At 70.5% G+C, this 15,141-nt stretch carries 16 protein-coding genes and 1 pseudogene; 11 read left to right on the top strand and 6 right to left on the bottom strand.

From position 1 onward, the window contains the following. Positions 1-32 precede the first annotated feature (32 nt). The gene (locus ACWDO5_RS21490; protein ID WP_450531937.1) at positions 33-1,178 is read right to left on the bottom strand and encodes an 8-amino-7-oxononanoate synthase; all 1,146 of its coding nucleotides are present in this window, start codon (positions 1,176-1,178) and stop codon (positions 33-35) included. Positions 1,179-1,323: 145 nt separating this feature from the next. Here ACWDO5_RS21490 and bioB point away from each other — a divergent pair, with 145 nt between their 5' ends. The 5 genes from bioB to ACWDO5_RS21515 are packed head-to-tail and all read left to right on the top strand — an operon-like array spanning position 1,324 to position 5,620. Continuing rightward, a complete protein-coding gene (gene bioB, locus ACWDO5_RS21495) occupies positions 1,324-2,493 on the top strand; it encodes a biotin synthase BioB (RefSeq protein WP_450531938.1) in 1,170 nt (389 codons plus the stop codon). After that, positions 2,486-3,781 (top strand): adenosylmethionine--8-amino-7-oxononanoate transaminase, encoded by a 1,296-nt coding sequence (locus ACWDO5_RS21500; protein ID WP_450531939.1) that lies wholly within the window; start codon positions 2,486-2,488, stop codon positions 3,779-3,781. The genes bioB and ACWDO5_RS21500 overlap by 8 nt, the downstream gene beginning before the upstream one ends. Before the next feature lie 44 nt (positions 3,782-3,825). Then, on the top strand, positions 3,826-4,539 hold the full coding sequence (gene bioD / locus ACWDO5_RS21505) for a dethiobiotin synthase (protein WP_450531940.1): 714 nt from the start codon (positions 3,826-3,828) through the stop codon (positions 4,537-4,539). Positions 4,540-4,545: 6 nt separating this feature from the next. Beyond that, positions 4,546-4,899, top strand: coding sequence for a VOC family protein (locus tag ACWDO5_RS21510; RefSeq protein ID WP_450531941.1), 354 nt, complete (start codon positions 4,546-4,548; stop codon positions 4,897-4,899). Positions 4,900-4,933: 34 nt separating this feature from the next. Beyond that, positions 4,934-5,620 carry a class I SAM-dependent methyltransferase gene (locus tag ACWDO5_RS21515; protein ID WP_450531942.1) on the top strand — a complete coding sequence of 229 codons (687 nt, stop codon included), beginning with the start codon at positions 4,934-4,936 and terminating at the stop codon, positions 5,618-5,620. Positions 5,621-5,638: 18 nt separating this feature from the next. Here ACWDO5_RS21515 and ACWDO5_RS21520 read toward each other — a convergent pair whose 3' ends face one another. Together ACWDO5_RS21520 and ACWDO5_RS21525 are read right to left on the bottom strand one after the other, a co-directional pair. Further along, positions 5,639-6,010, bottom strand: a complete 372-nt coding sequence (locus ACWDO5_RS21520; RefSeq protein ID WP_450531943.1) for a fic family toxin-antitoxin system, toxin component — start codon at positions 6,008-6,010, stop codon at positions 5,639-5,641. Then, positions 6,007-6,267: an antitoxin gene (locus ACWDO5_RS21525; RefSeq protein WP_450531944.1), complete on the bottom strand. Its 261-nt coding sequence runs from the start codon at positions 6,265-6,267 to the stop codon at positions 6,007-6,009. The genes ACWDO5_RS21520 and ACWDO5_RS21525 overlap by 4 nt, the downstream gene beginning before the upstream one ends. A 164-nt stretch (positions 6,268-6,431) precedes the next feature. On the opposite strand from ACWDO5_RS21525, the gene ACWDO5_RS21530 reads away from it, so the two are divergent. From ACWDO5_RS21530 to ACWDO5_RS21555, 6 genes are all read left to right on the top strand, one after another. After that, positions 6,432-7,244 carry an ABC transporter ATP-binding protein gene (locus ACWDO5_RS21530; RefSeq protein ID WP_450531945.1) on the top strand — a complete coding sequence of 271 codons (813 nt, stop codon included), beginning with the start codon at positions 6,432-6,434 and terminating at the stop codon, positions 7,242-7,244. Between the two features lie 7 nt (positions 7,245-7,251). After that, positions 7,252-9,816, top strand: coding sequence for an FtsX-like permease family protein (locus tag ACWDO5_RS21535; RefSeq protein WP_450531946.1), 2,565 nt, complete (start codon positions 7,252-7,254; stop codon positions 9,814-9,816). A 155-nt stretch (positions 9,817-9,971) separates the two neighbouring features. Then, complete coding sequence (locus ACWDO5_RS21540; RefSeq protein WP_450531947.1) at positions 9,972-10,394, top strand: GNAT family N-acetyltransferase; 423 nt, start codon at positions 9,972-9,974, stop codon at positions 10,392-10,394. Between the two features lie 161 nt (positions 10,395-10,555). Then, positions 10,556-11,893 carry a hemolysin family protein gene (locus ACWDO5_RS21545; RefSeq protein WP_450531948.1) on the top strand — a complete coding sequence of 446 codons (1,338 nt, stop codon included), beginning with the start codon at positions 10,556-10,558 and terminating at the stop codon, positions 11,891-11,893. Beyond that, on the top strand, positions 11,890-12,903 hold the full coding sequence (locus ACWDO5_RS21550) for a hemolysin family protein (RefSeq protein ID WP_450531949.1): 1,014 nt from the start codon (positions 11,890-11,892) through the stop codon (positions 12,901-12,903). Before ACWDO5_RS21545 ends, ACWDO5_RS21550 begins: the two co-directional genes overlap by 4 nt. A 363-nt stretch (positions 12,904-13,266) precedes the next feature. Then, positions 13,267-14,046, top strand: coding sequence for an SGNH/GDSL hydrolase family protein (locus ACWDO5_RS21555; protein WP_450531950.1), 780 nt, complete (start codon positions 13,267-13,269; stop codon positions 14,044-14,046). A gap of 234 nt (positions 14,047-14,280) precedes the next feature. Here the strand turns inward: ACWDO5_RS21555 and ACWDO5_RS21560 are convergent, their stop codons facing one another. The 3 genes and pseudogenes from ACWDO5_RS21560 to ACWDO5_RS21570 form a co-directional block, all read right to left on the bottom strand. Continuing rightward, on the bottom strand, positions 14,281-14,580 hold the full coding sequence (locus ACWDO5_RS21560; RefSeq protein WP_450531951.1) for a tyrosine-type recombinase/integrase: 300 nt from the start codon (positions 14,578-14,580) through the stop codon (positions 14,281-14,283). Next, positions 14,550-14,936 (bottom strand): N-terminal phage integrase SAM-like domain-containing protein, encoded by a 387-nt coding sequence (locus tag ACWDO5_RS21565; RefSeq protein WP_450531952.1) that lies wholly within the window; start codon positions 14,934-14,936, stop codon positions 14,550-14,552. The genes ACWDO5_RS21560 and ACWDO5_RS21565 overlap by 31 nt, the downstream gene beginning before the upstream one ends. After that, positions 14,881-15,141, bottom strand: a pseudogene (locus ACWDO5_RS21570) (ISL3 family transposase); the annotation flags it as partial. The gene ACWDO5_RS21565 and the pseudogene ACWDO5_RS21570, both read right to left, overlap by 56 nt.

Raw genomic sequence — 15,141 nt, forward strand, 5'->3', positions numbered from 1 at the left:
GATTGATGGGGGAACAACAGCGGGCTCTGCGGTCAGCCGACCGGCGCGGTCCGGATAATCGTGGCGATTGCCGCCTCGATCTGCTGATCCGTCAGGTCCGCCCTCGCCGTGAGCCTGATCCGGGAGATGCCGTCCGGCACCGACGGGGGACGGAAACAACCAACGACGAGCCCGGCGGCGCGGCAGTCGGCGGCCCAGCGCAGCGCGGACTCCGGGGACGGCGCCCGTACGGAGACGACGGCGGCGTCCGGTCGTGCGGCGGTCAGGCCCGCGTCCGTGAGCCGGCGGTGCAGGGTCGCGGCGACCGTGCGGGCCCGCTCGGCCAGCGCCGGTTCGCGGCCGAGCAGCCGCAGGCTCGTCAGCGCGGCTCCCGCGGCGGCGGGCGCCAGGCCCGTGTCGAAGATGAACGTACGGGCGGTGTTGACCAGATGGTCGATCACCCGGGCCGGGCCGAGGACCGCTCCGCCCTGGCTGCCCAGGGACTTGGAGAGGGTGAGCGTGGCGACGACGCCTGCGCCGCCGGCGATGCCCGCGGCATTCAGCGCTCCGCGCCCGCCGTCGCCGAGTACGCCGAGACCGTGTGCGTCGTCGACGAGAAGCGCGGCACCGTGCTCGCTGCACGCCTTGGCGAGGTCCGTCAGTGGAGCGGCGTCGCCGTCCACCGAGAAGACCGAGTCGGTGACCGCGAGGGCGCGCCGCCCGGGATGGGCGTGCAGCGTCTTGCGTACGGCGTCGACGTCGGCGTGCGGGACGACTGCGGTCTCCGCGCGCGAGAGCCGGCAGCCGTCCACGATCGAGGCGTGGTTGCCCGCGTCGGAGACGATCAGCGAGCCACGGCCGCTCAGCGCGGTCACGGCGGCGAGGTTCGCGGCATAGCCGGAGGACAGCACCAGGGCGGCCTCGAATCCGCAGAAGGCGGCAAGCTCCCGCTCCAGCTCGGCGTGGAGCGCCGTGCTGCCCGTGACCAGCCGGGAGCCGGTGGCCCCCGCGCCCCAGCGGCAGGCCGCCTCGGCCGCCGCGCCGGTGATCTCCGGGCGGCGGGTGAGACCCAGATAGTCGTTGCTGGCGAGATCCAGCAGCTGGGAGTCGGCGGCGCGTGGCCGGAGCGTACGTACGAGGCCCGCGCGCTCACGGCGGCGCGACTCGTCGTCGATCCAGTCGAAAGGATCCTGGGGCATGGTGGTCCGGTCCTTTTGTAGGCAGCGCACAGACCCTAACCGGGGTCACTCGAGGAGCGGATGTGGCCATGCACACACCTCAAACATGCTCTGTTGTGGGGTTCCTCCTTGGCCACGGCGTGTGCCGTACGTCAGGATCTGCGCCATGGACCTGCTGAACACGCTGGTGGAGAAGGGGTTGCGGCGCGAGCTGCCGACCCGTGAAGAAGCGCTCGCCGTGCTGGCGACCTCCGACGACGATCTGCTCGAAGTGGTGGCCGCGGCCGGCAAGGTGCGCCGCCAGTGGTTCGGAGGGCGGGTGAAGCTGAACTATCTCGTCAACCTGAAGTCGGGGCTGTGCCCCGAGGACTGCTCGTACTGCTCCCAGCGGCTCGGCTCCAAGGCCGAGATCCTGAAGTACACCTGGCTGAAGCCCGACGAGGCCTCGCAGGCGGCCGCGGCCGGGGTGGCCGGCGGCGCAAAGCGGGTCTGCCTGGTGGCCAGCGGCCGCGGTCCGACGGACCGCGACGTCGACCGGGTCTCCAAGACCATCGAGGCGATCAAGGAGCAGAACGAGGATGTCGAGGTCTGCGCCTGCCTCGGGCTGCTCTCGGGTGAACAGGCGGAGCGGCTGCGGGCCGCGGGCGCCGACGCGTACAACCACAACCTCAACACGTCCGAGGGGACATACGGGGACATCACCACCACCCACACGTACGCCGATCGGGTGGACACCGTGCACCGGGCGCAGGCCGCGGGGCTCTCCGCCTGCTCCGGGCTGATCGCGGGCATGGGCGAGAGCGACGATGACCTGGTCGATGTCGTCTTCTCGCTGCGCGAGCTGGACCCGGACTCGGTGCCGGTGAACTTCCTGATCCCCTTCGAAGGCACGCCGCTCGCCAAGGAGTGGAACCTCACCCCGCATCGCGCGCTACGCATCCTGGCCATGGTCCGTTTCGTCTGCCCGGACGTGGAAGTACGGCTCGCGGGCGGGCGCGAGGTGCATCTGCGCTCGATGCAGCCGCTCGCGCTGCACCTGGCCAACTCGATCTTCCTCGGCGACTACCTCACCAGCGAGGGGCAGGCCGGGCAGGCCGACCTCGACATGATCGCGGACGCGGGGTTCGAGGTGGAGGGCGCGGGCACGACGACGCTTCCGAAGCACCGTACGGAAGCGGCGGCCGGGGGCGGCTGCGGTTCGCACTCCGGCGGGTGCGCGCCGTGCGGTGACAGCGAGCCCGATCAGGTGCCGGCAGCGGAAGCGCCGGGCGCCCGTACGGATCTGGTCGCGGTACGCCGCCGGGGCGCCGGCACCGATCTGGCGCCCAATGCCTGAGTCCGGTTTCGGCCCCGGCGAGCTGCTGGCCCTTGACCGGGCGCATGTCTGGCACCCGTACGGCCCCATGCCCGGGCGCAGCGATCCGCTGATCGTCGAGTCGGCGTCCGGGGTACGGCTGCGGCTGGCCGGACCGGTGCACGGGCAGCGCGAGTTGATCGACGGCATGTCGTCCTGGTGGTCGGCGATCCACGGCTACAACCACCCGGTGCTCAACGAGGCGGCGCACAGTCAGCTGGAGCGGATGAGCCATGTGATGTTCGGCGGGCTCACGCACGAACCCGCCGTACGGCTGGCGGCCCGGCTGGTCGAGATCACGCCCGAGCCGCTGCACCATGTCTTCCTCTGCGACTCGGGCTCGGTCTCGGTCGAGGTCGCGGTGAAGATGTGCCTGCAGTACTGGCGCTCGGTGGGGCGGCCGGCCAAGCAGCGGCTGCTGACGTGGCGCGGCGGGTACCACGGGGACACCTGGCAGCCGATGTCGGTGTGCGACCCCGAGGGCGGGATGCACGAGCTGTGGTCGGGGGTGCTGCCGCGCCAGATCTTTATGGACGCGCCTCCGGCCGGGTTCGAGGAGTCGTACGCACAGCAGCTGCGCGATGCCGTCGCCCGGTACGCGGACGAGCTGGCCGCGGTGATCGTGGAGCCCGTGGTGCAGGGGGCGGGCGGGATGCGGTTCCACTCCCCCGAGTATCTGCGGGTGCTGCGGGAGGCATGCGACGAGCACGGCGTGCTGCTGATCTTCGACGAGATCGCGACGGGGTTCGGCCGTACGGGCGCGCTGTTCGCGGCGGAGCACGCCGGGGTCTCGCCGGATGTGATGTGCCTGGGCAAGGCTCTGACCGGCGGCTACCTGACGATGGCGGCGACGCTGTGCACCTCGCGGGTGGCGGACGGCATCTCCCGGGGTGAGGTGCCGGTGCTGGCGCACGGACCGACGTTCATGGGCAACCCGCTGGCGTCGGCCGTGGCCTGCGCCTCGATCGATCTGCTGCTCGGCCAGGACTGGCAGCAGGAGGTCAAGCGGATCGAGGCCGCACTGGTCCAGGGGCTGGCCCCGGCGGGCGGGCTGCCGGGTGTGAAGGACGTACGGGTGCTGGGGGCGATCGGCGTCGTACAGCTGGACCACGAGGTGGACATGGCGGCGGCGACGGAGGCGGCGGTGCGCGAGGGGGTGTGGCTGCGGCCCTTCCGGGACCTGATCTACACCATGCCGCCGTTTGTGTCCGCTGACGAGGACGTGGCCCGCATCGCGCGGGCGGTGTGCGCGGCGGCGGCGTCGGCATGAGCCCCACGAGGGGGGTACGGATGCGGGACAGGGCAAGGAGCGGGATGAACGTCATCGTCGTCAGCGGGACCGGGACCGAGATCGGCAAGACCGTCGTGACCGCCGCCGTCGCCTCGGTCTTCCGGGCGCAGGGGCGGTCCGTCGCCGTCGTCAAACCGGCGCAGACCGGGGTCGCTCCCGGCGAGCCGGGGGACGTGGCCGAGGTTGCTCGGCTCGCGGGGGCGGTGAGCGGGGTTGAACTCGCGCGGTTTCCCGAGCCGTTGGCCCCCGCGACCGCCGCGCGGCGGGCCGGGATGGCGACGGTGCGGCCGCAGGAGGTGGCCGAGGCCGTCGAGAAACTGGCCGTGGAGCATGATCTTGTGCTCGTGGAGGGCGCCGGGGGGCTGCTCGTGCGGTTCGACGAGCACGGGGGGACACTCGCCGATGTCGCCCGGCTGCTGGGCGCGCCCGTGCTGGTCGTCGCGCCCGCCGGTCTTGGCACGCTCAATGCGGTCGCGCTGACCGCCGAGGCCCTGCGGGCACGGGAGTTGGAGCAGCTCGGCGTGGTGGTCGGGAGCTGGCCCGGCGAGCCGGATCTGGCCGCGCGGTGCAATCTCGCGGACCTGCCCGGGGCCGCGGGCGCGCCGCTGCTCGGGGCCGTGCCGGAAGGGGCGGGTACGCTGGCGCCGGCCGAGTTCCGTGCGCGGGCCGGGAGTTGGCTCGGGGGCCGGCTCGGCGGCGAGTGGGACGCCGAGGCGTTCACCGCCGCCGTACGCTGATTCTTCATGCGAGCCCGGATCGACGAGATCGTCTTCGACTGCTACGACCCCGCCCGCCTGGTGCGCTTCTGGGCGGCCCTGCTCGGCGGAGACCCGGTGGACCGCAGCGCCGACTGGTCGTACATCGATCCGCCCGGTTTCGTACTGGTCGCCTTCCAGCGCGTGCCCGAGGGCAAGGCGGCGAAGAACCGGCTCCATCTCGATCTGGACGCGGGCGAGGTGGACGAGGCGGCAGACGAGGCCGTGCGGCTCGGCGCCGCACGGCTCGGCGCGGTCGTCACCGACGATCACGGAAGGTTCCAGGTCCTGACCGATCCCGAGGGGAACGAGTTCTGCTTCGTCGCCGCAGGGGGACAATGACGGTGAGCGCACCGCCGTTCCGAGGAGGCCCGCAATGCCCCTGCGCAGAACCAAAGTGCCCCGGGACGCAGTCCACCACCCGGTCTTCGCCCGCGTCTACGCCAAGGTCAGCGTGGCGGCCGAGACGAACGCGGGTATCGCCGCCTACCGCAAGGAGCTGCTGTCCGGGCTGTCCGGCCGGGTGATCGAAATCGGCGCGGGCAACGGTCTGAACTTCGCGCACTACCCGCAGGCCGTCTCCGAGGTCGTGGCGCTCGAACCGGAGCGCAGCCTGCGGCACTTGGCGGCGCAGGCAGCGCGGAGCGCCGAAGTCCCCGTGGACGTGGTGCCGGGGGCTGCCGAGGCGCTGCCGGTCAAGAGTGAGGCGTTCGACGCGGCCGTGGTGTCCCTGGTGCTGTGTTCCGTACGGGATCTGCCGCGGGCGCTCTCCGAGATCAGGCGGGTCCTGCGGCCGGAGGGTGAGCTGCGGTTCTTCGAGCACGGTCTGGCCGACACCAAGGGCATGGCACGGATCCAGCGCGCCCTGGACCGCACGGTGTGGCCGCTACTGTTCGGTGGGTGTCACACCGCGCGGGACACCATCGCCGCCATCGAGGTTGCGGGCTTCGAGCTCGGGACGTTTCGCAGGCTGCAGGTGCCCGAGAAGGGCATGCGGCTGCCGTCGTCTCCTTGCGTGCTGGGCGTGGCGCGGCGGCCCTTCAGCGACAACGCAGGCGGGTGATCAATGGCTCGAGCGTAGTCACTGGCTCCACTGCCGCAGCTCGTCGGCGACGGTTCTTACGTCCGCCTTGCCCTCCTTGACCAGCCGCGCCAGGTCCCGTACCTGCACGGGCGAGGTGACGACCTTGAGTCCGCTGGCCACGAGATAGCCGTATGCGACGGCGGAAGCGAACATCGCGTTGGAGTGCTCGAGGGCGGGCACGTGGAGCAGCAGCTGAAGCAGGGACGCGGCGCGGGCGTGCGGGTCGCTGTAGACGGGGATGCCGAATATCTCGGCGTCATGACGGCTGACCGCGGCGACGAGCGCGCCCCAGTCGGTGACCTGTGGATCGCCGGGGGTCTTGTGCTCGGCGACCATGAGGAGCCACGCGAGGTCGATCTGAAGAGTCAACGCTTGCCTTCGCGTCCGGTGCCGGTTCCCCTGTCGGTGCCGGTGCCGAACTCGCCGAACTCCTCCGCGAACACGGATTCGTACTGCTTCATGAAGTCCGACGCGGCCTCCACGAAGGTGCGTCCCACCTCGCCCGCGTCGTGCTTGACGAGCTCCTCGATGTAGCGGTTGACGCTCATTCCGCGCTGCATGGCCCGCTGGCGCGCGGCCTCCGCGGTGGTCTCGTCCACTCTCACGTTCAACTGAGTCTTCGCCACAGGGTAAAGCTAGCGCACAGGCGCTAGCATGGGCAAGAGGTCCGTCAGGTGCCCCTTACATGAACCCCAAGGACCGGACCTACGAGGGATACCGGCGCACGCATGCCCCCTCTACTCTCGCCACTTGTACGGGAGTTGGAGCGGCCACGACCCGGGAGGCGGCCTTGCCCACACCTGCCACTGCACCGACCCACGACCAGGCCTCGGATGTGCCGCTCGCCGCCCGGGCGCGGGCCCTGACCAAGGCTTACGGCAGCGGGGAGACGACCGTACGCGCCCTGGACGCCGTCGACGTCGACATCGCGCGCGGCCGGTTCACCGCAGTCATGGGTCCATCCGGGTCCGGGAAGTCCACACTCATGCACTGCCTTGCCGGGCTCGACACCGTCTCCGCCGGTCAGGTCTGGCTGGGCGACACGGAGATCACCGGTCTGAAGGACCGCGAGCTGACCCGGCTGCGCCGGGACCGGATCGGCTTCATGTTCCAGGCGTTCAACCTGCTGCCCACGCTGACCGCCGCCGAGAACATCACGCTCCCCATGGACATCGCCGGGCGCAACCCCGACCGCGAGTGGGTCGAGCAGGTCATCGACACGCTCGGGCTGCGCGACCGGCTGCGGCACCGGCCCGCCCAGCTCTCCGGCGGGCAGCAGCAGCGGGTGGCCTGCGCGCGGGCGCTTGCCTCCCGCCCCGAGCTGATCTTCGCGGACGAGCCGACCGGCAATCTCGACTCACGCGCGGGCGCCGAGGTGCTCACCTTCCTGCGCGAAGCCGTCGATCGGCTGGACCAGACAGTGGTGATGGTGACGCACGACCCAGGCGCGGCCGCCTACTCCGACCTGGTGCTGTTCCTCGCGGACGGGCGGATCGTCGACGTCATGCGGGCACCGACGGCGGAGGCGGTCCTGGAACGCATGCGCCTCTTCTCCGGGGGAAAGCCCCAGACCCCCGGCTCCGACGCCCCGCGCAAGAGCTGAGGTCACGATGCTGAAGGCGACGCTGCGGAGCTTCTTCGCACACAAGGGCCGGCTGCTGCTCTCGGCGCTGGCGGTGCTGCTGTCCGTGGCATTCGTCAGCGGCAGCCTGATCTTCTCGGACACCGTCTCCCGTACCTTCGACCGGCTCTTCGCCTCCACCTCCGCGGATGTGACGGTCGCGCCGAAGGAGGGCATCGGCGAGAGGCTGCCGACCGGGGTCGTACGTACGGTGCCCACCGAACTCGCCGACCGGATCGGCTCGGTCGACGGCGTCAAAGCCACACACGTCGACGCAGCGGTGGAGAACATCACCGTCGTCGACGACAAGAACGATCCCGTCGGACCGACGACCGGTGCCCCCACCATCGCCACCAACTGGAATGTCACCGAACGCAGTGCGGTGAAACTGACCAGCGGGCGCGCGCCGAGCGGGCCGGGCGAGGCGCTGCTCGACAAGGACACCGCCGACAAGAAGGAGGTGGGCATCGGGGACCCGCTCACCGTCCTCGCACAGCCCGGCTCGTTCAAGGTCGAGGTCGTCGGCATCGCGACCTTCACCACCACCAACCCGGGCGCCGCGCTGGTCTTCCTGGACACTCCGACAGCCCAGACCAAGCTGCTTGGCAGGCCGGGTGTGGCCACCTCGATCTCGGTGGACGCCGCGGACACGGTCAGCGACGCGACGCTCAAGCAGCGGATCGCGGCCGAGCTGGGTGATGCGTACGATCTCCAGACCGCCGACGAGCAGGCCCAGTCGGCCGCCGCCCAGCTGGGCGGCTTCCTCGATGTCATCAAGTGGGTGATGCTCGGCTTCGCGGGTGTCGCCGTGCTGGTCGGCATCTTCCTGATCGTCAACACCTTCTCGATGCTGATCGCCCAGCGCACCCGCGAGCTGGGGCTGCTGCGGGCGCTCGGTGCGGACCGCCGCCAGGTGCGCCGCTCCGTGCTCACCGAGGCGGTGCTGCTGGGGCTTGTCGGCTCGACGCTCGGTCTAGCCGCCGGAATCGGGCTCGCGGCGGGGCTGATCGAGCTGATGGGTCTGCTCGGCATGAATCTGAGTGCCGCCGAGATGGTGGTGGGTGTGGCGACACCGGTGTCCGCGTACGCGGTCGGTCTCGGCGTCACCCTTGTCGCCGCCTATCTGCCGGCCCGGCGGGCGGCCAAGGTCTCTCCCATGGCCGCGCTCGCGGACGCCGAAGTCGCGGGTGTGGGGCGGCCGTTGAAGATCCGTGCGATCGCCGGGAGCGTGGTCGGCACGGCGGGAGCGGCAGCGCTGGCCGGCTGCGTGGTGAGCGGGAAGACCGCGACCGCGTCCTCGCTGCTCGGCCTTGGCGTGGTGCTGACGCTCATCGCGACTGTAGTGGCAGGGCCGCTGCTGGTACGGCCGGTGATCCGGGTGCTTGGCGGCGCGTTCCCCAAGGTATTCGGCTCGGTCGGCCGTATGAGCCAGCGTAACGCGCTGCGCAATCCGCGGCGCACGGGCGCCACCGCGGCCGCGCTGATGGTGGGCCTGGCGCTGGTGGGCGGGCTCTCGATCGCCAGCGCCTCGATGACCAAGTCCTTCGATGCCCAGATCGACAAGACGCTCGGTGCCGACTTCGTCGTACAGAACACCAACTTCACGCCGTTCCCGCAAGAGATCACCGAGAAGGTGAAGAGCGTCGACAGCGCGGGCACCGTCGTACGGCAGCGCTTCGCGCCGCTCGCGCTGAGCCTGCCGGACGGGAAGCGGATCGAGTCGACGGCTTCGGGCTACGACCCGCAGCTCGACGATGCCGCCCGCATCACCTATGCGAGCGGGGACACCGCGGCCGCTCTCGCGCCGGACAGCATAGCCATGGACCGTAAGTACGCCACCGAACACAAGGTGCGCGTCGGGTCGGTCCTGCCGGCCGAGTTCGCGGGCGGACAGCGCGCGAGGCTGACGGTGGGGGCGCTCACGGACATGGACCAGAGCGGCGGGCCCGGGATGGAGGGCGGCCTGTTCATGGGGCTCGCCACCGCCGAGAAGTATCTGCCGGGCGGGCAGGAGGCCGCGCTCTACGTCAACGCCAAGAGCGGCAGCGACGCCCAGGAGCTGCGCAAGGGCCTGGAGACTGCCCTCGATCCGTATCCGCAGGTGCAGGTCAGGGATCAGGCCGACTACAAAGAGCTGATCCGCCAGCAGATCGCCGTGATGCTCTACCTGGTGTACGCGCTGCTGGGACTCGCGATCGTCATCGCCGTGCTGGGCGTGGTCAACACCCTTGCCCTGTCTGTGGTGGAGCGGACCCGGGAGATCGGGCTGCTGCGCGCGATCGGTCTCTCCCGCGTCCAGCTGCGGCGCATGATCCGGCTGGAATCGGTCGTGATCGCGGTTTTCGGGGCGCTGCTGGGGCTCGCGTTGGGCATGGTGTGGGGTGTGGCGGTGCAGCAGGTGCTTGCACTGGAGGGGCTGACGGCGTTCGCCGTGCCGTGGGGCACGGTCGTCGCGGTCGTGGTGGGCTCGGTGGTCGTGGGGCTCGCGGCGGCGGTGCTTCCGGCGCTGCGCGCCTCGCGGATGAATGTGCTGGCCGCCATCGCGCACGAGTAGTCGGCCCGGTGATATCGCGCTCGCGGCCCGGGCCTTGTATCGAAGACCTTGTCTCCAGGACCTGCGCGTCTGACTGGAAGCCTCACGCTTGCGGCCCGTCTCGAACCCTAAAAGTCGGTGGCGCGCCCGTTCCCCCGCGTGCTTGGCTCCAGTCCGTGATCGACCTGCAGATACGCGCCGCCAGGGCCGACGAGGCCGAGGCCGTCCTCGCGTTCTGGCAGCGAGCGGCCGAGGGCACGAGCATCACGGATGACGTGGACGGGGTCACCCGTCTCATCGCGCGCGACCCCGAGGCGCTGATCCTCGCCGAGTCCGAGGGCCGGGTGGTGGGCTCGGTGATCGCCGGGTACGACGGTTGGCGCTGCTCGCTGTACCGGCTTGCCGTGCTGCCGTCACACCGCCGGCAGGGGATCGCTTCGGCGCTGCTGGACGCGGCCGAGAGGCGCTTTCTGGCCGTGGGAGGCAGGCGCGGCGACGCCATGGTCCTGGAGGCCAACGAGCGGGCCCGGCGGGCGTGGGCCGCCGCCGGGTACCAGCGCGAGGACCACTGGCGCCGCTGGGTGAAGCCGTTCACGTAGGCGCCGTCGCCGTCGCATCGGACACTTTGCAGGTCCTTTACCATGGGCAGACCGTCCTCTCCCTGCGAAAGATGTGAGCGTCCGCCCATGGGCGAGCCTCCCGGTAGCCGACATCGAGCATTCCTCCAGTCCCTGCCTGATCATGGGACGGAGGTGAACCGATGACCGAAGTGCTCTTGCTCGTCGTGGCGGTGCTGCTGTCGATCGCCTGCGGCGCCTTCGTCGCGGCGGAGTTCTCCCTCACCACGGTCGAGCGCAGCGACCTCGAGCGGGCAGCCGAGCGCGGCGAGCGCGGTGCGGCCGGCGCCCTCAAGGCCGCACGGAGCCTCACCTTCCAGCTCTCCGGCGCCCAGCTCGGCATCACCGTCACCAACCTGATCGTCGGCATGCTCGCCGAGCCGTCCATCGCCAAGCTGATCCGCGGCCCGCTCGAGGCGCTCGGCGCGTCCCCCTCGGTGGCCTCATCGACGGCCCTGGTCATCGGCACCGCGCTGTCCACCATCGTGCTGATGGTCGTCGGCGAGCTGGTCCCGAAGAACTGGGCGATCTCCTCCCCGCTGGCCGTGGCGAAGGTTGTGGCGCCCCCGCAGCGGATCTTCACCGCCGCCTTCAAGCCCTTCATCAGTCACCTCAACAACACGGCCAACCGCATCCTGCGCCGGCTCGGCATGGAGCCGACCGAGGAGCTGGCATCCGCGCGCAGCCCACAGGAACTGGTCGCGCTGGCCCGCCACTCCGCGAAGGAGGGCGCGCTGGAGGCGGACACCGCCGAGCTGTTCGTACGCACCCTCAAGCTGGCTGAGCTGACCGCGGAGAACGTGATGACCCCGAGGGTCCAGGTCACCGCCCTGGAGGTGCAGGCCACCGCCGAGGACGTCGCCAACGCCACGCGCGCGACAGGCCTGTCCCGCTTCCCCGTCTACCGGGGCAGCCTCGACACCGTCGTGGGGATCGCGCATATCAAGGACGTGCTGGCGGTCCCGGCCGAGCGACGGCCCCGGCACCCGGTCTCCGAGCTGCTGCGCGAGCCGCTGCTCGTGCCCGAGACACTGACCGTGGACCGGCTGCTCGACCAGCTGTCCGGCAAGAACACGATGGCCGTCGTCATCGACGAGTACGGCGGCACGGCCGGTGTGGTCACGCTGGAGGACATCGTGGAGGAGGTCGTCGGCGAGGTGCGCGACGAGCACGATCCGCACGAGACACCGGACCTGGCGCCGGCCGGCGAGGACGCGGACGGACGAACCCTGTGGTCGGCGGACGGCTCCGCCCGCATCGACCAACTCGAGCGGGTCGGGCTGCGAGTGCCGGAAGGCCCGTACGAAACGCTCGCCGGACTTGTCGCCACCGAGCTGGGGCGCATCCCCTCAGTGGGTGACCGGATCGAGCTGGAGGGCTGGCAGCTCGATGTCGTGGACGCCTCCGGGCGGCGTGCGGCGCGGGTGCTCATGCATGCGCCGCTCCCCTCGGCCGACGACGCCGAGGAGGCCGGACGATGATCGTGATTCAGCTCCTCATCGGCTTTCTGACCCTGGTGGTCAACGCCTTCTTCGTCGGCGCGGAGTTCGCCCTGATCTCCGTACGCCGCAGCCAGATCGAGCCGGAGGCCGAGGCCGGGAACCGGCGGGCGGGCAGTGTGCTGTGGGGCCTTGAACATGTCTCGGCGCTGCTGGCCGCGGCCCAGCTCGGCATCACGCTGTGCACCCTGGTGCTCGGCATCGTCGCCGAGCCCGCCATCGCGCATCTGCTGGAGCCCGTCTTCGACGCGGTGGGTGTGCCGCACGGCCTGGTGCACCCGATCTCGTTCGTGATCGCGCTGTCGACGGCGACTTATCTGCACATGCTGCTCGGCGAGATGGTGCCGAAGAACATCGCGCTCGCCGAGCCCACGCGGGCCGCACTGCTGCTCGGACCGCCGCTCGTCACATTCGCCCGGGCGCTGCGCCCGGTGATCTTCACCGTCAACGCCTTCGCCAACGGGCTGCTGAAGCTGCTGCGGGTTGAGACCAAGGACGAGGTGTCGGCGACCTTCTCGGACGACGAACTGGCGCGGCTGGTGCGGGACGCGGACGACGCCGGACTGCTCGACGGCCGGTCTGCCGAGCGGTTGCGCGACGCCCTGGAGCTGGGGCGCCGACCGGTCCGCGATGTGGTGGTGCCGATCGAGCGGGTGGTGTACGCACGGGCCGGGACCACGCCCGAGCAGCTGGAGCAGCTGGCGGCCGAGTCCGGGTTCTCCCGCTTCCCGGTTCTCGACGCGGGCCGCCAGATCCTCGGCTACCTCCATGTGAAGGACGCGCTGGACGCGACTCCGCGCGATGTGCCGTTCCCCGTCTCGGCGATGCGCCCGATCGCCCGGGTCCGGGCGACCGCGCCGCTCGACGATGTGCTGACCGCAATGCGGCGCAGCCGTACGCATCTGGCGGCGGTGCTGGACGACGACGGCACGCCGGTGGGCCTCGTGACGATGGAGGACGTGCTGCGTGAGCTGGTGGGCAGGCGCGGCTGACCCGCCCCACTGGTGACGGCTCGTTCCGTCGACTCTGTGATCCCCGGTCCCGGCCGTCCGGCCTTGGCGGCGCCCATCGCGGTGAGGACGGCGAGGAGCGTGGCCAAGCCGGCGGTGGCAAGCGCGGCCTGCCACTGGACATACCGCGGAACGCGCCGTGCCGACAGCCCTGGCGGCAGCCGGCCTGCCCAATTACAGCGCGGTCGCCGCGAGCCAGGCGTCGAGAATCGCGCGGTCGCCGCTGATTTCGTGGTCACTAGCTCGGCCAGCGCCTCGGCCAGCGCGTTCAGCAGCGCGTCACTCACAGGGCTCCCTCCCGGTACGGAACCGACGGACCTTACCGCGCGGTAGTATCTCTCCGCCATGGAGATGAATGCCTCGTACACCAGTTTTGTCGCGGTCGGCGATTCCTTTACCGAAGGCATGTCCGACCTGTTGCCGGATGGTTCGTACCGCGGCTGGGCGGATCTGCTCGCGGGCCGGCTGGCCGCTCGCACACCGGGTTTCCGATACGCGAATCTCGCCGTACGCGGAAAGCTCATCGGCCAGATCGTCGACGAGCAGGTGGATGTGGCGGCCGCCATGCAGGCGGATGTGGTCACGCTGGTGGGCGGGCTCAATGACACGCTGCGGCCCAAGTGCGACATGGGGCGGGTGCGCGGGCTCCTGGAGGAGGCCGTGGAGAAGCTGACGCCGTCCTGCGGTCAGCTGGTTCTGATGCGCAGCCCGGGCCGCAACGGTCCGGTGATGGAACGCTTCCGCCCCCGCATGGAGGAGCTGTTCGGCTACATAGACGAACTGGCGGCCCGGCACGGTGCGCTGGTGGTGGATCTGTACGGGTCCCAAGCCCTCGGCGACCAGCGGATGTGGGACGTCGACCGGCTGCATCTGACGGCCGAGGGGCACCGGCGGGTCGCCGAGGCCGTCTGGCAGACGCTGGGACTGGGCGGGGTGCACGACTGGCAGGCACTACTGCCGTCGGCGGCACGGGCAGGATGGGCGGCGCGGCGGGCCGGCGATCTGCGCTTCGCACGGCAGCATCTGGGGCCCTGGATCGCGCGGCGGGTGACGGGGCGCTCATCGGGGGACGGCCGGCCGGCGAAGCGGCCCGAGCTCCTGCCGTACCAGCCGCCGCTCTCGTAGCCGTCGTCGTCCCTCGAAGTCCGTCGTCGTCCCTCGTAGCCGTCCCTCGTAGCCGTCGTCCCTCGGAGTTCCTCGCGGCCTTGCGTAGTCCCTCTGAGTCTTTCGTAGCAAGGTACAACTGGGACCGCGGCGCTGGCCTGCAGAAACCGCCAGTAGAATCTGGACACTGTTCTACACTCGAACGGATAGACCCAGGTCAAAGTCGCTTTCAGTAGATCAATTACTGATCATCTCTCACAGATTCTCACTGCCGGTCGGCTCTGCCCCGTGGAAAGCGTCCCACGCGGCTGCGGCCGTCCGCAGGTCTTCGACTTCCACGTGGACGTACTTGGCCTTTGTGAAGGCCGCGTTCGTGTGCCCCGCCCAGGCAGCGAGGACGACGTCCGGCACACCGTTCACAGCGAGGTAGCTGAGGCACGAGTGCCGCGCGTCGTAGAGCCGCACCCGTCGCATCTCCAACTCGCGCATGAGCCGGTAGGCGTGCTCACGGAGGCGCCGTGTGTTCAGCGGCTCGCCCAGCTCCTCCACCGCCACGTACCCGGAGGGCTGTCAACGAAGTCCTGGACGTGATCCTCGGTGAGGTCCTGGAGCCGGACATGCCCAAGCTGATCGTGGACGTGCACCAAGGCGAGCTGGTACGTGCGGATGGTGGTCGGCTCGACGTCGCAGGCTTTCCGCGTCAGCCACTCGTCGAGCCATTCCCCCAGCGTGATCTTATTCGGGGTTACGAGAGTGCTGGCGCTCCGCTCGCTATGGATGCGCGCCAGTGCGGCGCGGGCCTCCTTCAGGGTGTCCTTGGTGACGGTGAGTTGCTTTCGCCTTCCGGTTACCGGGTCGCGGCCACCGCGACCTGGGCAGCGGGATGCGCAGCAGGGTACGCAGGGCGGTATGACGCGACAGGCGCATGGCCAGTGCCGTCAGCAGACGCGCACTCGCCCGGCCTGCTAACTCCTTGACCACAGCCCTGACTTGCCTGGTCAGTCGCGCGGTGCGGCGTTGGTATCGCTCCAGCACTCCGGGCACTTGTTCGCGGAAGGTGTGGCGGCAGCCGCGCGTGGGACACACCAGGCGCCGCACCCGCACACGAACCACCAC

The organism is Streptomyces sp. NPDC000880 (assembly GCF_053599675.1).